At 51.0% G+C, this 18,861-nt stretch carries 16 protein-coding genes; 12 read left to right on the top strand and 4 right to left on the bottom strand.

Annotated features, from left to right (window positions below; all coding sequences use genetic code 11):
• Positions 1-141: 141 nt before the first annotated feature.
• The 7 genes from melR to pmrB all read left to right on the top strand — a co-directional run bounded on the left by melR (position 142) and on the right by pmrB (position 9,624).
• Positions 142-1,074, top strand: coding sequence for a transcriptional regulator MelR (melR, locus tag ACJHYO_RS04160; protein ID WP_255123145.1), 933 nt, complete (start codon positions 142-144; stop codon positions 1,072-1,074).
• 198 nt (positions 1,075-1,272) lie between these two features.
• Positions 1,273-3,540 carry an arginine decarboxylase gene (gene adiA, locus ACJHYO_RS04155; protein ID WP_001445397.1) on the top strand — a complete coding sequence of 756 codons (2,268 nt, stop codon included), beginning with the start codon at positions 1,273-1,275 and terminating at the stop codon, positions 3,538-3,540.
• 335 nt (positions 3,541-3,875) lie between these two features.
• Complete coding sequence (gene adiY, locus ACJHYO_RS04150) at positions 3,876-4,637, top strand: DNA-binding transcriptional activator AdiY (RefSeq protein ID WP_001217066.1); 762 nt, start codon at positions 3,876-3,878, stop codon at positions 4,635-4,637.
• Between the two features lie 136 nt (positions 4,638-4,773).
• Positions 4,774-6,111 (top strand): arginine/agmatine antiporter, encoded by a 1,338-nt coding sequence (gene adiC / locus ACJHYO_RS04145; RefSeq protein ID WP_000093154.1) that lies wholly within the window; start codon positions 4,774-4,776, stop codon positions 6,109-6,111.
• A 103-nt stretch (positions 6,112-6,214) separates the two neighbouring features.
• A complete protein-coding gene (eptA, locus tag ACJHYO_RS04140) occupies positions 6,215-7,858 on the top strand; it encodes a phosphoethanolamine transferase EptA (RefSeq protein ID WP_001314357.1) in 1,644 nt (547 codons plus the stop codon).
• Positions 7,855-8,523 carry a two-component system response regulator BasR gene (gene basR / locus ACJHYO_RS04135; RefSeq protein ID WP_000697907.1) on the top strand — a complete coding sequence of 223 codons (669 nt, stop codon included), beginning with the start codon at positions 7,855-7,857 and terminating at the stop codon, positions 8,521-8,523. The genes eptA and basR overlap by 4 nt, the downstream gene beginning before the upstream one ends.
• The gene (gene pmrB / locus ACJHYO_RS04130; RefSeq protein ID WP_001052123.1) at positions 8,524-9,624 is read left to right on the top strand and encodes a two-component system sensor histidine kinase PmrB; all 1,101 of its coding nucleotides are present in this window, start codon (positions 8,524-8,526) and stop codon (positions 9,622-9,624) included.
• On the opposite strand, the gene pmrR is transcribed toward pmrB, so the two are convergent.
• The 4 genes from pmrR to crfC all read right to left on the bottom strand — a co-directional run bounded on the left by pmrR (position 9,600) and on the right by crfC (position 14,670).
• The gene (pmrR, locus tag ACJHYO_RS04125; RefSeq protein ID WP_000797657.1) at positions 9,600-9,689 is read right to left on the bottom strand and encodes an LpxT activity modulator PmrR; all 90 of its coding nucleotides are present in this window, start codon (positions 9,687-9,689) and stop codon (positions 9,600-9,602) included. The two genes, pmrB and pmrR, sit on opposite strands and share 25 nt — an antisense overlap.
• A 111-nt stretch (positions 9,690-9,800) precedes the next feature.
• Positions 9,801-11,303: a glycine betaine/L-proline transporter ProP gene (gene proP, locus ACJHYO_RS04120; protein ID WP_001296659.1), complete on the bottom strand. Its 1,503-nt coding sequence runs from the start codon at positions 11,301-11,303 to the stop codon at positions 9,801-9,803.
• A gap of 263 nt (positions 11,304-11,566) precedes the next feature.
• Positions 11,567-12,445 carry a YjcZ-like family protein gene (locus ACJHYO_RS04115; RefSeq protein WP_085455656.1) on the bottom strand — a complete coding sequence of 293 codons (879 nt, stop codon included), beginning with the start codon at positions 12,443-12,445 and terminating at the stop codon, positions 11,567-11,569.
• Positions 12,442-14,670 carry a clamp-binding protein CrfC gene (gene crfC / locus ACJHYO_RS04110; RefSeq protein ID WP_085455655.1) on the bottom strand — a complete coding sequence of 743 codons (2,229 nt, stop codon included), beginning with the start codon at positions 14,668-14,670 and terminating at the stop codon, positions 12,442-12,444. The genes ACJHYO_RS04115 and crfC overlap by 4 nt, the downstream gene beginning before the upstream one ends.
• 402 nt (positions 14,671-15,072) lie before the next feature.
• Here crfC and ACJHYO_RS04105 point away from each other — a divergent pair, with 402 nt between their 5' ends.
• From ACJHYO_RS04105 to phnE, 5 genes are all read left to right on the top strand, one after another.
• Positions 15,073-15,408 (top strand): zinc ribbon domain-containing protein YjdM, encoded by a 336-nt coding sequence (locus ACJHYO_RS04105; RefSeq protein WP_001300891.1) that lies wholly within the window; start codon positions 15,073-15,075, stop codon positions 15,406-15,408.
• A gap of 159 nt (positions 15,409-15,567) precedes the next feature.
• Positions 15,568-16,011 carry a VOC family metalloprotein YjdN gene (gene yjdN, locus ACJHYO_RS04100; protein ID WP_001131341.1) on the top strand — a complete coding sequence of 148 codons (444 nt, stop codon included), beginning with the start codon at positions 15,568-15,570 and terminating at the stop codon, positions 16,009-16,011.
• Positions 16,012-16,143: 132 nt separating this feature from the next.
• Positions 16,144-16,932, top strand: a complete 789-nt coding sequence (gene phnC, locus ACJHYO_RS04095; RefSeq protein WP_410232410.1) for a phosphonate ABC transporter ATP-binding protein — start codon at positions 16,144-16,146, stop codon at positions 16,930-16,932.
• 24 nt (positions 16,933-16,956) lie between these two features.
• Entirely contained in the window at positions 16,957-17,973 is a 1,017-nt protein-coding gene (gene phnD, locus ACJHYO_RS04090; RefSeq protein ID WP_000991976.1) for a phosphonate ABC transporter substrate-binding protein, read from the top strand.
• A gap of 105 nt (positions 17,974-18,078) precedes the next feature.
• Positions 18,079-18,858 carry a phosphonate ABC transporter, permease protein PhnE gene (gene phnE / locus ACJHYO_RS04085; protein ID WP_001296658.1) on the top strand — a complete coding sequence of 260 codons (780 nt, stop codon included), beginning with the start codon at positions 18,079-18,081 and terminating at the stop codon, positions 18,856-18,858.
• Positions 18,859-18,861: the final 3 nt, after the last annotated feature.

The raw sequence follows: 18,861 nt of genomic DNA, 5'->3' as shown, positions 1-18,861 counted from the left end.
CTGAGTTTATGGGAATAAATTACCTGAAAAGCTGAATAATCGACCCCAGTCTTCTCATCCGCTCTCCTCGCACCTCCAGGGAGAGGAATAAAACCGTGCGCCTGTTCGCAGTCATCCTCCCTCACTCCTGCCATAATTCTGATATTCCAGGAAAGAGAGTCATCCATGAATACAGATACGTTTATGTGCAGCAGCGACGAAAAGCAGACCCGTAGCCCACTGTCGCTGTATTCAGAATACCAGCGGATGGAAATTGAGTTTCGCGCACCGCATATCATGCCCACCAGCCACTGGCATGGTCAGGTCGAAGTGAATGTGCCTTTCGATGGCGATGTGGAATACCTGATCAACAATGAAAAAGTGAATATCAATCAGGGTCATATCACGCTGTTCTGGGCCTGTACACCGCACCAACTAACAGATACCGGAACCTGTCAGAGCATGGCGATTTTTAATCTGCCGATGCATCTGTTTCTCTCCTGGCCGCTGGATAAAGATCTGATTAACCACGTCACTCACGGCATGGTGATCAAATCACTGGCGACACAGCAACTTAGCCCGTTTGAAGTGCGCCGCTGGCAGCAGGAATTAAACAGTCCGAACGAGCAAATTCGCCAGCTCGCCATTGATGAAATTGGCCTGATGCTCAAGCGATTTAGCCTCTCTGGCTGGGAACCGATTCTGGTCAATAAAACCTCGCGCACACACAAAAACAGCGTCTCGCGCCATGCGCAATTTTATGTCAGCCAGATGCTGGGCTTTATTGCCGAAAACTATGATCAGGCGCTGACCATCAACGATGTGGCTGAGCACGTCAAACTTAACGCCAACTATGCAATGGGGATATTCCAGCGGGTCATGCAATTGACGATGAAACAGTACATTACCGCGATGCGCATCAACCACGTTCGCGCGTTACTGAGCGATACCGATAAAAGTATTCTCGATATTGCCCTGACGGCAGGCTTTCGTTCGAGTAGCCGTTTTTACAGCACGTTCGGCAAATATGTCGGCATGTCGCCGCAACAATACCGCAAACTTAGCCAACAGCGCCGCCAGACGTTTCCCGGCTAAAGACGATATCAGTATCAGCCAAAAAAATAGTTTAGCCGTCGATAATAAGCAGTGAAAATAATTTAAAATAATCACATAACGTGTTGTTTATAAAAATAAATATTTCAAAAATGTTTGTTTTTCACGCGCTTTACAGCCCGAAAAGGCCGGAAGATACTTGCCCGCAACGAAGATTCCTTCATAACCGGGTAAGCAATGATGAAAGTATTAATTGTTGAAAGCGAGTTTCTCCATCAAGACACCTGGGTCGGTAACGCCGTTGAGCGTCTGGCAGATGCTTTAAGCCAGCAAAATGTTACCGTGATTAAATCCACCTCCTTTGATGATGGTTTTGCCATTCTCTCTTCAAACGAAGCCATTGACTGCCTGATGTTCAGCTATCAAATGGAACATCCGGACGAACATCAAAACGTCAGACAATTGATCGGTAAGCTTCATGAGCGCCAACAAAACGTGCCGGTCTTCCTGTTGGGCGATCGGGAAAAAGCCCTCGCCGCAATGGATCGCGACCTGCTGGAGCTTGTCGATGAATTCGCCTGGATTCTGGAAGATACTGCCGACTTTATCGCCGGACGCGCCGTTGCCGCGATGACCCGCTACCGCCAGCAGCTATTGCCGCCACTGTTCAGCGCGCTGATGAAATATAGCGACATCCATGAATATTCCTGGGCAGCGCCAGGCCACCAGGGCGGCGTTGGTTTTACTAAAACACCCGCCGGACGTTTCTACCATGACTACTATGGTGAAAATCTGTTCCGCACCGACATGGGCATCGAACGCACTTCCCTCGGTTCTTTGCTTGACCATACTGGCGCATTTGGCGAAAGCGAAAAATATGCCGCACGCGTATTTGGTGCCGATCGCTCCTGGTCGGTAGTCGTCGGTACTTCCGGCTCTAACCGCACCATCATGCAGGCTTGCATGACCGATAACGATGTAGTGGTCGTTGACCGTAACTGCCATAAATCCATCGAACAAGGCTTGATGCTGACAGGTGCGAAACCGGTCTACATGGTGCCAAGCCGCAACCGCTACGGCATTATCGGGCCAATCTATCCGCAGGAAATGCAACCTGAAACCTTGCAGAAGAAAATCAATGAAAGCCCGCTGACTAAAGACAAAGCCGGGCAAAAACCGTCTTACTGCGTGGTGACCAACTGCACCTATGACGGCGTGTGTTATAACGCTAAAGAAGCACAGGATCTGCTGGAAAAAACCTCCGATCGTCTGCACTTTGACGAAGCCTGGTACGGCTATGCACGTTTCAACCCGATCTATGCCGATCACTATGCCATGCGCGGCGAACCTGGCGATCACAACGGTCCTACCGTTTTCGCCACCCACTCCACCCACAAACTGCTGAATGCGCTGTCCCAGGCCTCTTATATTCATGTACGTGAAGGTCGTGGGGCGATTAACTTCTCCCGCTTCAACCAGGCCTACATGATGCATGCCACCACCTCCCCGCTGTATGCCATCTGCGCATCCAACGACGTGGCAGTGTCGATGATGGACGGCAACAGCGGCCTGTCACTGACCCAGGAAGTGATCGACGAAGCGGTTGATTTCCGTCAGGCGATGGCGCGGCTGTATAAAGAGTTCACCGCTGACGGTAGCTGGTTCTTCAAACCGTGGAACAAAGAAGTCGTCACCGACCCACAAACCGGCAAAACCTATGACTTTGCTGACGCACCAACCAAACTGCTGACCACCGTTCAGGACTGCTGGGTCATGCATCCGGGCGAAAGCTGGCACGGCTTCAAAGATATTCCGGATAACTGGAGTATGCTCGACCCGATTAAAGTCAGCATCCTTGCTCCGGGAATGGGTGAAGATGGTGAACTGGAAGAAACCGGTGTTCCGGCGGCGCTGGTCACAGCCTGGCTTGGTCGCCACGGCATTGTGCCTACCCGTACCACTGACTTCCAGATTATGTTCCTGTTCTCTATGGGCGTGACCCGTGGGAAATGGGGGACTCTGGTTAACACCCTTTGCTCCTTCAAACGCCACTATGATGCCAACACACCGCTGGCGCAGGTGATGCCGGAACTTGTTGAACAATATCCTGACACTTACGCGAACATAGGGATTCACGATCTGGGTGACACCATGTTTGCCTGGCTGAAAGAAAACAACCCTGGCGCACGGTTGAATGAAGCCTATTCCGGCCTACCGGTGGCGGAAATCACCCCGCGTGAAGCGTACAACGCGATTGTCGACAACAATGTCGAACTGGTATCCATTGAAAATCTGCCAGGACGTATCGCGGCAAACTCAGTTATCCCGTATCCGCCAGGAATCCCGATGCTGCTGTCTGGTGAAAACTTCGGCGATAAAAACAGTCCGCAAGTAAGTTATTTACGCTCGCTGCAATCCTGGGACCATCATTTCCCTGGATTTGAACACGAAACAGAAGGGACAGAAATTATTGACGGTATTTACCACGTTATGTGTGTGAAAGCGTAACCACTATTCCGCTGAAGGCGTAATTGTTAAATAACATTACGCCACCTGGCTTGAGGCCTTTTAAGTATGGCAACGTTTTCATAAAAATTGCTGCAAACAAAAAATGTCATGCTTTTTGCGCGGTCCCACCCCGCGCTTTTTTTTGCCTGTTATTTATACTTTTTTTAGCCTGTAAAAAAATATGTACATGAGAAATTACTATAAAAATTTGTAATATTAGTAAAACTCGTTATTTTTATGCATGTTTATATTCATCATACAATTATATAACCATTTCCCGGTATCGCTTCGCTTTAGCGAGAACTGGTCTTTTATTCGCACTCAGGAGTACATGTATGAGGATTTGCAGCGACCAACCTTGTATTGTTTTATTGACTGAAAAAGATGTCTGGATAAGGGTGAATGGGAAAGAATCTATTAGCCTTAAAGCTAACCACATGGCGTTATTAAATTGTGAAAATAATATTATCGACGTCTCCTCTCTTAATAACACTTTGGTTGCTCATATTAGTCACGACATCATCAAAGATTACCTCCGGTTTCTGAATAAAGATCTCTCGCAAATACCAGTATGGCAACGTAGCGCTACGCCCATCCTCACCCTTCCATGCCTGACGCCAGACGTCTTTCGCGTTGCCGCGCAGCATAGCATGATGCCCGCTGAAACTGAGTCAGAAAAGGAACGAACACGTGCATTATTATTCACTGTGCTATCCCGTTTTCTCGACAGTAAAAAATTCCTTTCACTAATGATGTATATGTTACGTAATTGTGTAAGTGACAGCGTTTATCAAATTATTGAAAGCGATATCCACAAAGACTGGAATCTTAGTATGGTAGCCAGTTGTTTATGTCTTAGCCCAAGTCTGTTAAAGAAAAAGCTGAAAAGCGAAAACACCAGTTATAGCCAAATAATCACCACCTGCCGCATGCGTTATGCCGTAAATGAATTAATGATGGACGGTAAAAATATCTCTCAGGTATCACAGTCCTGCGGCTACAACAGTACGTCGTACTTTATTTCTGTCTTTAAAGACTTCTACGGTATGACGCCGCTGCATTATGTTAGTCAGCACAGAGAACGCACTGTCGCCTGATTTTTAACCTTAACGAAGAGCTATATTAATAACGGCATCAGCGATAACCCGGCCGATAATAATTCAACTATCGAATGCAGGCGTATGATATGACGTAATTTATTGTCACGAAGCTCGCCTTCGCAGGAGTTTAATTATGTCTTCGGATGCTGATGCTCACAAAGTGGGCTTAATCCCCGTCACCCTGATGGTGTCGGGGAATATTATGGGGTCAGGTGTTTTTCTGTTACCTGCAAACCTGGCCTCCACTGGCGGGATTGCCATTTATGGATGGTTGGTGACGATTATCGGTGCGCTGGGGCTCTCGATGGTATACGCCAAAATGTCGTTCCTCGACCCAAGTCCTGGTGGTTCTTACGCTTACGCCCGCCGCTGCTTTGGCCCGTTTCTCGGTTATCAAACCAACGTCCTCTACTGGCTGGCCTGCTGGATCGGCAATATCGCCATGGTGGTCATTGGCGTAGGATATTTAAGTTACTTCTTCCCGATTCTGAAAGACCCATTGGTATTAACCATCACCTGCGTCGTGGTGCTGTGGATCTTCGTCCTGCTGAACATTGTCGGTCCGAAAATGATCACCCGCGTACAGGCCGTTGCTACCGTGCTGGCGCTGATCCCCATCGTCGGGATTGCCGTATTTGGCTGGTTCTGGTTCCGTGGTGAAACCTATATGGCGGCATGGAACGTCAGCGGCCTGGGCACCTTCGGTGCGATTCAAAGTACCCTTAACGTTACGCTGTGGTCGTTCATCGGTGTGGAAAGTGCCTCCGTTGCCGCAGGTGTGGTGAAAAACCCGAAACGCAACGTCCCTATCGCCACCATTGGCGGGGTATTGATTGCTGCCGTTTGCTATGTACTTTCTACCACCGCGATTATGGGGATGATCCCTAATGCCGCACTGCGCGTTTCTGCTTCGCCATTCGGTGATGCCGCACGGATGGCGTTGGGTGACACCGCCGGGGCCATTGTTTCCTTCTGCGCAGCTGCGGGTTGCTTAGGTTCACTGGGCGGCTGGACGTTGCTGGCGGGTCAAACGGCGAAAGCCGCTGCCGATGACGGACTGTTCCCACCGATTTTTGCCCGTGTAAATAAAGCGGGCACGCCAGTGGCGGGGCTGATTATCGTCGGTATTTTGATGACCATCTTCCAGCTCAGTAGCATTTCGCCAAACGCGACCAAAGAATTCGGTCTGGTTTCTTCCGTGTCGGTCATCTTTACACTGGTGCCATATCTTTACACCTGTGCGGCGTTACTACTGCTCGGCCACGGTCACTTTGGTAAAGCACGCCCGGCATACCTGGCAGTTACTACCATTGCCTTCCTCTACTGCATCTGGGCCGTAGTAGGGTCCGGCGCGAAAGAGGTTATGTGGTCATTTGTCACTCTGATGGTAATCACCGCCATGTATGCGCTGAATTACAACCGGCTGCATAAAAACCCGTATCCCTTAGATGCACCAATAAGCAAAGATTAATTCCCCTTAATCAAGCAAACATAAAAGCCAACCTTAAGAACTTAAGGTTGGCTTAATTTTGCTTTGCGAGCATATGCGCACTTTGTTCGATGGAAACACCGTGATGTTGAAGCGCCTACTAAAAAGACCCTCTTTAAATTTATTCTCCTGGTTATTACTTGCTACTTTTTATATCTCAGTCTGCCTGAATATCGCCTTTTTTAAACAGGTGCTACAGGTGTTACCGCTGGATTCACTGCATAACGTGCTGGTTTTCTTGTCGATGCCGGTCGTCGCATTCAGCGTGATTAATATTGTCCTGACACTAGGCTCTTTCTTATGGCTTAATCGTCCACTCGCCTGCCTGTTTATTCTGGTCGGTGCGGCTGCACAATATTTCATCATGACCTATGGCATCGTCATCGACCGTTCAATGATCACCAATATCATTGATACTACGCCGGCGGAAAGTTATGCGTTGATGACGCCACGAATGTTATTAACGCTGGGGTTAAGTGGCGTGTTGGCCGCGATTATTGCCTGCTGGATCAAAATCAAACCCACCACCTCACGCCTGCGCAGCGTTCTTTTCCGCGGGGCCAACATCCTGATTTCTGTGCTGCTGATTCTGCTGGTTGCCGCACTGTTCTACAAAGACTATGCCTCGCTGTTTCGCAACAACAAAGAGCTGGTGAAATCCTTAAGCCCGTCCAACAGCATTGTTGCTAGCTGGTCGTGGTACTCTCACCAGCGGTCAGCCAACCTGCCACTGATACGCATTGGTGAAGATGCTCACCGCAACCCATTAATGCAAAATGGGAAACGTAAAAACCTGACCATTTTGATCGTCGGAGAAACGTCGCGCGCAGAGAATTTCTCGCTGAATGGTTATCCACGCGAAACCAATCCTCGCCTGGCAAAAGATAACGTGGTCTATTTCCCTAATACCGCATCTTGTGGCACAGCAACAGCCGTCTCAGTGCCGTGCATGTTCTCGGATATGCCGCGTGAGCACTACAAAGAAGAGCTGGCACAGCACCAGGAAGGCGTGCTGGATATCATTCAGCGAGCGGGCATCAACGTGCTGTGGAATGACAACGATGGCGGCTGTAAAGGCGTTTGCGATCGCGTACCTCACCAGAACGTCACCGCGCTGAACCTGCCTGGTCAGTGCATCAACGGCGAATGCTATGATGAAGTGCTGTTCCACGGGCTGGAAGATTACATCAATAACCTGCAGGGTGATGGCGTGATTGTCTTACACACCATCGGCAGCCACGGCCCGACCTATTACAACCGCTATCCGCCGCAGTTCAGGAAATTTACCCCAACCTGCGACACTAACGAGATCCAGACCTGTACCAAAGAGCAACTGGTGAACACTTACGACAACACGCTGGTTTACGTCGACTATATTGTTGATAAAGCGATTAATCTGCTGAAAGAACATCAGGATAAATTTACCACCAGCCTGGTTTATCTTTCTGACCACGGTGAATCGTTAGGTGAAAATGGCATCTATCTGCACGGTCTGCCTTATGCCATCGCCCCGGATAGCCAAAAACAGGTGCCGATGCTGCTGTGGCTATCGGAGGATTATCAAAAACGGTATCAGGTTGACCAGAACTGCCTGCAAAAACAGGCGCAAACGCAACACTATTCACAAGACAATTTATTCTCAACCTTATTGGGCCTGACTGGCGTTGAGACGAAGTATTACCAGGCTGCGGATGATATTCTGCAAACTTGCAGGAGAGTGAGTGAATGAAAATTCTGATTGTTGAAGACGATACGCTGTTATTGCAGGGATTGATTCTGGCGGCGCAAACCGAAGGCTACGCGTGCGATGGCGTGAGCACCGCGCGGATGGCGGAACAAAGCCTTGAAGCCGGTCATTACAGCCTGGTGGTACTGGATTTAGGCTTACCCGATGAAGATGGGCTGCATTTTCTTGCCCGTATCCGGCAGAAAAAATACACTCTGCCGGTGTTAATTCTCACCGCCCGCGATACCCTTACCGACAAAATCGCCGGGCTGGATGTCGGGGCCGACGATTATCTGGTGAAGCCTTTTGCGCTGGAAGAGTTGCACGCCCGTATCCGCGCCCTGCTACGACGCCATAATAATCAGGGCGAAAGTGAGCTGAACGTTGGCAACCTGACGCTGAATATGGGTCGCCGCCAGGTATGGATGAGCGGAGAAGAACTGATTCTGACGCCCAAAGAATATGCTCTGCTGTCCCGCCTGATGCTTAAAGCAGGCAGCCCGGTGCATCGGGAAATTCTCTACAACGATATCTACAACTGGGACAACGAGCCCTCGACCAACACCCTGGAAGTGCATATCCATAACCTGCGCGACAAAGTGGGCAAAGCCCGTATCCGCACCGTGCGCGGATTTGGCTATATGCTGGTCGCAAATGAGGAAAACTAATTGAATCTGATGCGTTTTCTGCGCCGACCAATATCGCTGCGCCAACGGCTGATATTGACCATCGGGGCCATTTTGTTGGTGTTTGAGCTGATCAGCGTCTTCTGGCTATGGCATGAAAGTACCGAGCAGATTCAGCTGTTTGAGCAGGCGCTACGCGACAATCGCAACAACGATCGCCACATCATGCGTGAGATCCGCGAGGCGGTCGCCAGCCTGATTGTCCCCGGCGTCTTTATGGTTAGCCTGACGCTATTTATCTGCTATCAGGCGGTACGCCGCATCACCCGACCGCTGGCGGAGCTGCAAAAAGAGCTGGAAGCGCGCACCGCCGACAACTTAACGCCCATTGCCATTCATAGCGCCACCCTCGAAATCGATGCGGTGGTTTCGGCATTAAACGATCTGGTCAGTCGCCTGACCAGCACGCTGGATAACGAAAGGTTGTTTACCGCTGACGTCGCGCACGAACTGCGAACGCCACTGGCGGGGGTGCGTTTGCATCTGGAACTGCTGGCGAAAACGCATCACATTGATGTAGCACCGTTAGTGGCACGACTTGATCAGATGATGGAGAGCGTCTCCCAGCTGCTGCAACTGGCGCGTGCCGGACAGTCATTTTCTTCCGGTAATTATCAACATGTAAAACTGCTGGAAGATGTCATTCTCCCCTCGTATGACGAACTTAGTACCATGCTCGACCAGCGCCAGCAAACCCTGCTATTGCCAGAGAGCGCCGCCGACATCACCGTTCAGGGTGATGCAACCCTGCTGCGGATGTTATTGCGAAACCTGGTAGAAAACGCCCATCGTTATAGCCCACAAGGCAGCAACATTATGATTAAGCTGCAAGAAGATGGCGGAGCGGTCATGGCCGTTGAAGATGAAGGGCCGGGTATTGATGAGAGTAAATGCGGGGAGTTGAGTAAAGCGTTTGTACGAATGGACAGCCGTTATGGCGGGATTGGTCTGGGGTTAAGTATTGTCAGCCGCATTACACAGTTGCATCACGGGCAGTTTTTCCTGCAAAACCGGCAAGAGACTTCCGGCACGCGGGCCTGGATACGGCTGAAAAAAGATCAGTACGTGGCAAACCAGATATAAAGAAAGCTGCTGACCACCAGCACGCTGAACACGGTAGTTAAACTTTCATAAACACGGTTTTTCATTGCACTCTCCTCCGTTAACCTGGAGGAGAGTATGCGCGTCAGAGATTAAGTGAACCTTAAGAGTTCAATTGGCCTGATAAGACAGCGTCACATCAGGCCATCCGTTTCAGCTTATTCATCAATTCGCGGATGTTGCTGCACCAGGCGGGTACGTTTCGCCTGCAAATCGGCAATCTCGTGGTCAATATCATCGATTTTCTGCTCGATATTATCGTAATGCTCGACGAGAATTTCCTTCGCTTCCTGTATATCTGACGCCGCCGGTGTCGCACCTTTCAACGGTCGATTCGCCGTCTCTTTCATGGTTACGCCGGTGATTAAACCAACCACCGCCACTACCATCAGGTAATAGGCAGGCATCATCAGATTCTGCGAGCTTTCGACCAGCCAGGCCGCCAGCGTTGGCGTCAGACCGGCAACCAGCACCGAAATATTAAATGCCGCCGCCAGCGCGCTGTAACGGATATGCGTCGGGAACATCGCAGGCAAGGTAGAAGCCATAACGCCCGTAAAGCAGTTAAGGATCACCGCCAGCATCAATAAGCCGGCAAAAATCAGGCCGATGACGTTACTGTTAATCAGAATAAACGCCGGGATCGCCAACACAAACAATGCAACACTACCAAGAAGCACAAACGGACGACGGCCAAAACGGTCACTCAGCAAGCCCATCACCGGTTGAACAAACAGCATACCGATCATAATGGCGATAATAATCAGCACCCCGTGGTCTTCGGAGTAATGCAGGTTATGCGACAAATAACTCGGCATATAGGTCAGCAACATGTAGTAAGTCACGTTGGTGGCAATTACCAGACCAATACATGTCAACAGGCTGCGCCAGTGTTTGGTGGCAATCTCTTTAAACGAGACTTTCGGGCCATCCTGCAAACCTTCGCGGTCGCCCTGTTCCAGTTTATCGACATGCTGCTGGAACGCCGGAGTCTCTTCCAGCGCATGGCGCAGGTAAAGCCCGATAATCCCTAACGGCAGAGCGATAAAGAACGGAATACGCCAGCCCCAATCGAGGAAGTTCTCTTCGCCGACAATGGTCGAAATTAACACCACTACGCCAGCTCCCAGCACAAACCCGGCAATAGAACCAAAATCCAGCCAGCTGCCCATAAAGCCACGTTTACGGTCAGGGGAGTATTCCGCAACAAATATTGACGCCCCGGTATATTCACCGCCGACCGAGAAACCTTGTGCCATCTTACAGATCAACAGCAGAATCGGTGCCCAAATACCAATCGTGTCGTAGGACGGTATTAAGCCAATACAGAACGTACTGATCGACATAATCACAATAGTGATAGCGAGGATCTTCTGGCGACCATATTTATCGCCCAACATACCAAAGAAGAGCCCGCCAAGCGGTCGAATCAGAAAGGGAACGGAGAAAGTGGCGAGTGCAGCAACCATCTGCACGCTGGGGTCAGCCCCCGGGAAAAAAACTTTACCTAATGCGTAAGCAACAAAACCATAAACACCAAAATCGAACCATTCCATTGCATTACCCAGTGATGCTGCGGTAATGGCTTTACGCAGTTTACCGTCATCAATAATGGTGACATCACGAAGGGTAATCGGTTTTACTTTTTTCCTTTTCAGCATAGCTTTCCTCGCAGAGTTGGCCCATTTCCGCAAACGCCAGAAAAATCAGCGCGACGGCCGCAAAAGGGGAGCGGGAATTGCAGGATGCAATCTCTGTAACAAGCGTAGCGGGTTTGCTTACACCCTCCGGTTAAGGAATGTACAATCAAACCAGTTGACGCCTGAATTGGGCAGTTAATGACCTTTTTACCCTACCAGTGTTTAAATTTGTGATCAACTTCACACATGTATTTCGTTTAGGACTCATTGATGTAACTGATTATTTACACCAAATTTACAGAGAAGATTTCCTCGACCATTGCCCCCGCCAGACGCTGCGCTGAACAGAGTCGTGGCATCCCCAGTGCGACAGTTCGCCAGCGTTGGGTCACTGACCAGCAAACGGGTTGTTTATCTGCCGTGGACCACTTTCCCAGCCAACTTAAAAAATCAGCATGATCCCCGCCCGTCGAAACGGTCGAAGAGGCAAACCACTGATGGTAATAGTGACGCGTGGTCGGGGCCGCATTGATACTCTCTGCCAAATGTTGTGTCGCTTTCTCGCGCAAATCACCCAGCAACAACGCCACCGCTTGCGGGCTTCCCAGACGGCAGGCATCGCCAAATGCCCCCCAGCGCAACTCCTCCAGAACGATAAAACAGCGCCCAGGCAACGACCAGGCGTTATACGCCCCAGCACGCCAGCGGGTAAAAATTTGCTCGCTCTGTTCACCCGCCTGCACCAGTAGGCCTCGTTGCGTTAACGCCTTTTCCTTCCAGCGACAACGGGCTGAAAACCACTCATACAAGGCGACAATTTGCTGGGGGAGCTCCGGGAAAGCAGAGTGCTGACGGTGATCTATTTTTTGCAGCAGCGCCAGATGCTGCGCGATCTGCGTCAGCGCCAGATGACCGGGATCCAGCATCGACGCCAGTTTCTCCACCAATGTCAGACGCAGACTAAGCGGCGCATTTAACATGCCGCCGTTCGTCCATGTCTGAAGCTGCACGCGCGCAAGAAGTTCCTGCATCAGTCGTTCACGAAACTGCTGCTGATGGGCTTGTGGAAGGCGGGCATCATCGCCCTGCGCCAGATCCACTAAAAAGCGCGGATGAACCGACTCCAGCACGCGACCGGGGCCGTCCAGTAACGTCTTGGTCAATATCGTTCTGCCGTGAAAAGTGTTTGAATATCATCGCGTAACAGCTGAGCGTCGGTGTAAATCCAGCCGTGAGTCATCACAGTCTGCTGCAATTGCTGTTGCATCAGCCTGACCACCGATTCATTTTGTTGACGCAGAGCCAGACTTTCGCGTAAACGCGTCTGTAATTCCGTCAAACATGAAGCGAACTCAGCGAAAAAAGTATTCATGCCTGCCGTAACAGATTCATCGACCTGCTCTGCCATAACTTTAGCCATTTGTTGGCAATAAAGATCGACTTCTGCGCTTAATGCTCGTTGCAACACACTGTAATCAACCGTCTCTGTCGGGAATTTCTCATTTCCCCGTCCCCAGTCGGGCTGATTCAACCAGCGCGAAAAAGTCTCACGCACAACGCCTAAACGCGTGCTCTGCTCGTCCATTGCGTCCTGGCGCGAAATGACTTCACTGAACAGCTGGCGAGTGTTGAAGTGGGGAACTGCGCCGTGAAAAACAGGAAAATGAAACCCAGGACGAAACCCTGACTCACTCAATTCCATTTTGACTTGTTGCTCAATGGGGCGAATAACATCGGTTAACACCCGGCAAAGAGTGGATTCAAGCTCGGCAAAACGCAGCGTAAAGTCGCGACTGATGGTGTTCTGCGCCGTCTGTAACAGTGTCTCACAGCGGGTACGCATCTCACTTAACGACTCCGAGTCATCCTGAAACAACGCGGCTAACTGCGCATTCAGCGCATCTTGCTGTTGACGCAGAAAGTGGTTGGCGGAGGTCAGGGCCAACTCGATTTCATGTTTAATCTCGCCGCTCACCTGCGCCTGATTGAGTTGCAATAGCTGCAAACTTTCTTCGACCTGATGGATATTTTGCCGCAATTGTTCACAAGCGACGTTTAACCCGTGCGCACGAAAATCCAGGTATTCCCGCGCCTGCTGCGCGTAATTCAACAGTTTATGCGCGGCAGATCGCAGAGCATACAACGAGGCGTTAGCGTAAGCGGCATGAAGCAACGCCTGAATTGGCTGGGCGAACAGCGAATCTTCCCACAACTGATCGGCAGCATGGCGAATATGTTCGAGGTCCGCCAGATCGGCATGACGCCAGCGCCTGCCGAGCGCGGCATGGGCAAAATCTTCCACCCAGCGTTGTTGCTCTGGCGGTGGTAACTTACCGTTGTTGGCTAACTCATGGCGCGCCCGATTCGCCAGGTAGCCCCACATCGACGACACCGGAAATATCTGCTGTGGCGTAATACAACCTTTCATCAGCGTCCCGGAAATCAGTGCCCGCACCTGGTCGGCGTCGTCACTGTTACGATCCTGTTGATCGAACTTATTGACCAGCACATACAGCGGCACCGATTGCCCCACCGCCAAAATCGCCTCACGGACCTCTTCATCGGAGATCGATTTCAGTTGCGTATAATCCAGCACCGCCAATACCGCCGAGGCGCGAGCCAGCTGCTGGTTAAGCATTTTTTGCAGATGCGGTTGCCCGGCTTCATTTGGCCCAGGGGTATCCAGTAACGTCAACTGACCGGGATAACTCTCCAGCCCCGCCAGATGGACAAACTCCACTTCAATCACGGGAATATGCTCAATGGCGGCGTAAGCAGGAAAAGGAAAATCGACGTCCAGCGCCTTCGCCAGTCGCACCAAATCATTCAAACTTTTCAGACAATGAAAAATAGGTTGAGCACCCAGATAATATTTTTCGAAAGCGATGCCATTTTCGATCCGCTGCATAAGCGCACGCATATCTTTATCTATTTCCAGCACATCGGTCAGATGCTTAATATCGCAATCACGCAGGCGCTGTTGTAATTGTTGAATTAAATGGTCGATTGGCGCGACATGTGAAAAATGCAGTACCGGTTCTTTTTGCCCGGGCGTATGGCGAATAAGCGTTGGCAGCGCAGTCATTGGGCGATTACGATTAGGCAGAACCTCCGTACCAACAATGGCATTAATGGTGGTTGATTTCCCTGCTTTCATGGTACCGACAATCGCCAGCACCATTTCCAGCCGGGAAATTTTACGCAACTCATTATTCAGCATCGCGTGACGTTCGGCGATATTAGGCTGACTCCAGGGTAAAGCCAGTTGTGGCGCATCGTCTCCGGGGGGAGAGAGAGGCATTTTTTCCAGTAACTGCAACTGTTGGCGAGAAAGCTGTAACAGCCGTTCAGCCTCCTGACTTAACTCATACAGGGTCTGTGTGTACATAGAAAATTCTTCCTTAAAGCAAATTTTGTTACTTTTATTTAGCCAGATTGTTTTTGAGTTCTGTTTTCGGCTTTTATAATTACTGCAAGAAATAATTTTATATTTAGCGTGTTGTTTTTTTATTAGAATAAATAACATCTCCCAATACGTTTAAAACGTCAGAAAGATAAAAACATCATGTGAATTAAAAAAAGAACGAGTAGAGCATTAACCTTATCTTAAATAATAAATGGAGGCAAAAAGATTATTTTCTTTTTGCGTTTCCTTTCAAATGAAAACGATCGTCGTCTAAAATCAGCAGTACCCCCGACAAACTCAGGGATTTTGTGTATAATTGCGGCCTTTTTCGGCAATCTGCCGTTTTTTGGCGCTTTTGCCCTGCTGACTTTTGAGGAAATCCACATGTCATTACCACACTGCCCAAAATGCAACTCCGAATACACCTACGAAGATAACGGCATGTACATCTGCCCGGAATGTGCCTACGAATGGAACGACGCAGAACCTGCACAGGAAAGCGACGAGTTGATCGTTAAAGATGCTAACGGCAATCTGCTGGCTGACGGCGACAGCGTGACCATCATTAAAGATCTGAAGGTGAAAGGTAGCTCTTCGATGCTGAAAATTGGCACCAAAGTGAAAAACATCCGCCTGGTTGAAGGCGACCATAACATCGATTGCAAAATCGACGGTTTTGGTCCGATGAAACTGAAATCTGAGTTTGTGAAAAAGAACTGATTGTATTGTGATCGGTAAGCCGGATAAGGCGCTCGCGCCGCATCCGGCAACGGTGGCGACTGCCTGATGCGACGCTGACCGCGTCTTATCAGGCTTCCCTCTCATCTGTATAAATTTCGAACTACACTTAACGGGCTTCTCTTAACTGAGGTCACCATCATGCCGTTAAGTCCCTACCTCTCTTTTGCCGGTAACTGTTCCGACGCGATTGCCTATTATCAACGTACGTTGGGCGCGGAACTGCTCTATAAAATCAGCTTCGGCGAAATGCCGAAATCAGCGCAGGACAGCGCCGAAAACTGCCCTTCCGGAATGCAATTTCCCGATACCGCCATCGCGCATGCCAACGTGCGCATTGCCGGAAGCGACATCATGATGAGCGATGCCATGCCGTCAGGAAAAGCCAGCTACTCCGGCTTTACGCTGGTGCTCGATTCTCAACAGGTGGTAGAAGGAAAACGCTGGTTTGATAACCTTGCCGCCAACGGAAAAATCGAAATGGCCTGGCAGGAAACGTTCTGGGCGCATGGCTTTGGCAAAGTCACCGATAAATTTGGCGTACCGTGGATGATTAATGTCATCAAACAACAGCCAACGCAATAACCCGCCGGGAGGCCCGCCCTCCCGCACTGTCATCGAATTCCCGTTAACTCTTCATCTGTTAGTCACTTTGAATTAACCAAATCGTCACAATAATCCGCCACGATGGAGCCACTTTTTTAGGGAGGCTGCATCATGCAAACGATTATCCGTGTCGAGAAGCTCGCCAAAACCTTCAATCAGCATCAGGCGCTGCACGCGGTTGATCTGAACATTCATCATGGTGAAATGGTGGCTCTGCTTGGGCCGTCGGGTTCCGGAAAATCCACCCTTTTACGTCACTTAAGCGGTTTGATTACCGGCGATAAATCTGTCGGTAGCCATATCGAGCTGCTGGGCCGCACTGTCCAGCGCGAAGGCCGTCTGGCCCGCGATATCCGTAAAAGCCGCGCCCATACCGGCTACATCTTTCAACAATTCAACCTGGTGAATCGCCTGAGCGTACTGGAGAACGTGCTGATTGGCGCGCTCGGCAGCACGCCATTCTGGCGAACCTGTTTTAGCAACTTCACCCGCGAGCAGAAACAGCGCGCGTTACAGGCGCTGACCCGCGTTGGCATGGTGCACTTTGCCCATCAACGTGTTTCCACACTCTCCGGCGGCCAGCAACAGCGTGTGGCGATTGCCCGCGCGCTGATGCAGCAGGCGAAGGTCATTCTCGCTGACGAACCCATCGCCTCGCTGGACCCGGAATCGGCACGCATCGTGATGGACACCCTGCGCGACATCAACCAGAACGACGGCATTACCGTGGTCGTCACGCTGCATCAGGTGGATTACGCCCTGCGCTACTGCGAACGCATCGTCGCCCTGCGCCAGGGGCACGTCTTCTACGACGGCTGCAGCCAACAGTTTGATAACGAACGTTTTGACCATCTCTACCGCAGAATTAACCGCGTCGAAGAGAACGCGAAAGCTGCCTGACATCCCCATCATTGAGGAAAACGAATGAACGCTAAGATAATTGCCTCGCTGGCCTTCACCAGCATGTTCAGCCTCAGCACCCTGTTAAATCCGGCATACGCCGAAGAGCAGGAAAAGGCGCTGAATTTCGGCATTATTTCAACGGAATCACAGCAAAACCTGAAACCGCAATGGACGCCGTTCTTACAGGATATGGAGAAGAAGCTGGGCGTAAAGGTCAACGCCTTCTTTGCCCCGGACTACGCGGGCATTATCCAGGGGATGCGCTTCAATAAAGTGGATATCGCCTGGTACGGCAACCTGTCGGCGATGGAAGCGGTGGATCGCGCCAACGGTCAGGTCTTCGCCCAGACGGTCGCGGCGGATGGATCGCCGGGTTACTGGAGCGTGTTGATCGTCAACAAAGATAGCCCGATCAACAACCTGAACGATCTGCTGGCGAAGCGGAAAGATCTCACCTTCGGCAATGGCGATCCTAACTCTACCTCCGGCTTCCTCGTCCCCGGTTACTACGTCTTCGCTAAAAACAATATCTCCGCCAGCGACTTTAAGCGCACCGTCAACGCCGGGCATGAAACCAACGCCCTCGCCGTCGCTAACAAGCAAGTGGATGTCGCCACCAACAACACCGAAAACCTCGACAAGCTGAAAACCTCCGCGCCGGAGAAGCTGAAAGAACTGAAGGTGATCTGGAAATCACCGCTGATCCCTGGCGATCCGATCGTCTGGCGCAAAAATCTTTCCGAAACCACTAAAGACAAGATCTACGACTTCTTTATGAATTACGGCAAAACGCCTGAAGAGAAAGCGGTGCTGGAGCGCCTGGGCTGGGCGCCGTTCCGCGCCTCCAGCGACTTGCAACTGGTGCCGATTCGCCAGCTCGCACTGTTTAAAGAGATGCAAAGCGTGAAGGACAACAAAGGGCTGAACGAACAGGACAAGCTGGCAAAAACCACCGCCATTCAGGCGCAACTGGATGATTTGGACCGCCTGAACAACGCGTTAAGCGCAATGAGTTCGGTGAGTAAAGCGGTGCAGTAAATCGTAGGTCGGATAAGACGCCCCGGCGTCGCATCCGACAATGTGCAGACGTTGATGCCGGATGCGGTACAAGCACCTTATCCGGCCTACAGACCGGAGCCAAACATGCAAACCATCACCATCGCCCCACCCAAGCGCAGCTGGTTCTCGCTTCTGAGCTGGGCCGTTGTTATCGCCGTGCTGGTCGTCTCGTGGCAGGGCGCGGAAATGGCCCCGCTTACGCTGATTAAAGATGGCGGCAACATGGCGACGTTCGCCGCCGACTTCTTCCCGCCCGATTTCAGCCAGTGGCAGGATTACCTCACCGAAATGGCCGTCACGCTGCAAATCGCCGTCTGGGGCACCGCGTTGGCGGTGGTTCTCTCCATCCCCTTCGGCCTGATGAGCGCTGAAAACCTGGTACCGTGGTGGGTCTACCAACCTGTACGCCGCCTGATGGACGCCTGCCGCGCCATTAACGAAATGGTCTTCGCCATGCTGTTCGTGGTCGCCGTCGGTCTCGGCCCGTTCGCTGGCGTGCTGGCGCTGTTTATCCACACCACCGGCGTACTTTCCAAACTGCTTTCCGAAGCGGTAGAAGCGATTGAACCCGGCCCGGTGGAGGGCATTCGCGCTACCGGAGCCAACAAGCTGGAAGAGATCCTCTACGGCGTACTACCGCAGGTCATGCCGCTGCTGATTTCCTACTCCCTCTATCGCTTCGAATCCAACGTCCGCTCGGCGACCGTCGTCGGTATGGTTGGCGCGGGCGGGATCGGCGTCACGCTGTGGGAAGCGATTCGCGGTTTCCAGTTCCAGCAAACCTGCGCCCTGATGGTGCTGATTATCGTCACGGTCAGCCTGCTGGATTTCCTCTCTCAACGGTTGCGTAAGCACTTTATCTGATTA

Source organism: Escherichia sp. WS1118 (assembly GCF_046487695.1).
Classification (GTDB): domain Bacteria; phylum Pseudomonadota; class Gammaproteobacteria; order Enterobacterales; family Enterobacteriaceae; genus Escherichia; species Escherichia coli.
The sequence above is the reverse complement of the archived record's forward strand: the minus strand, read 5'-3'. Positions and strand labels throughout refer to the sequence as shown.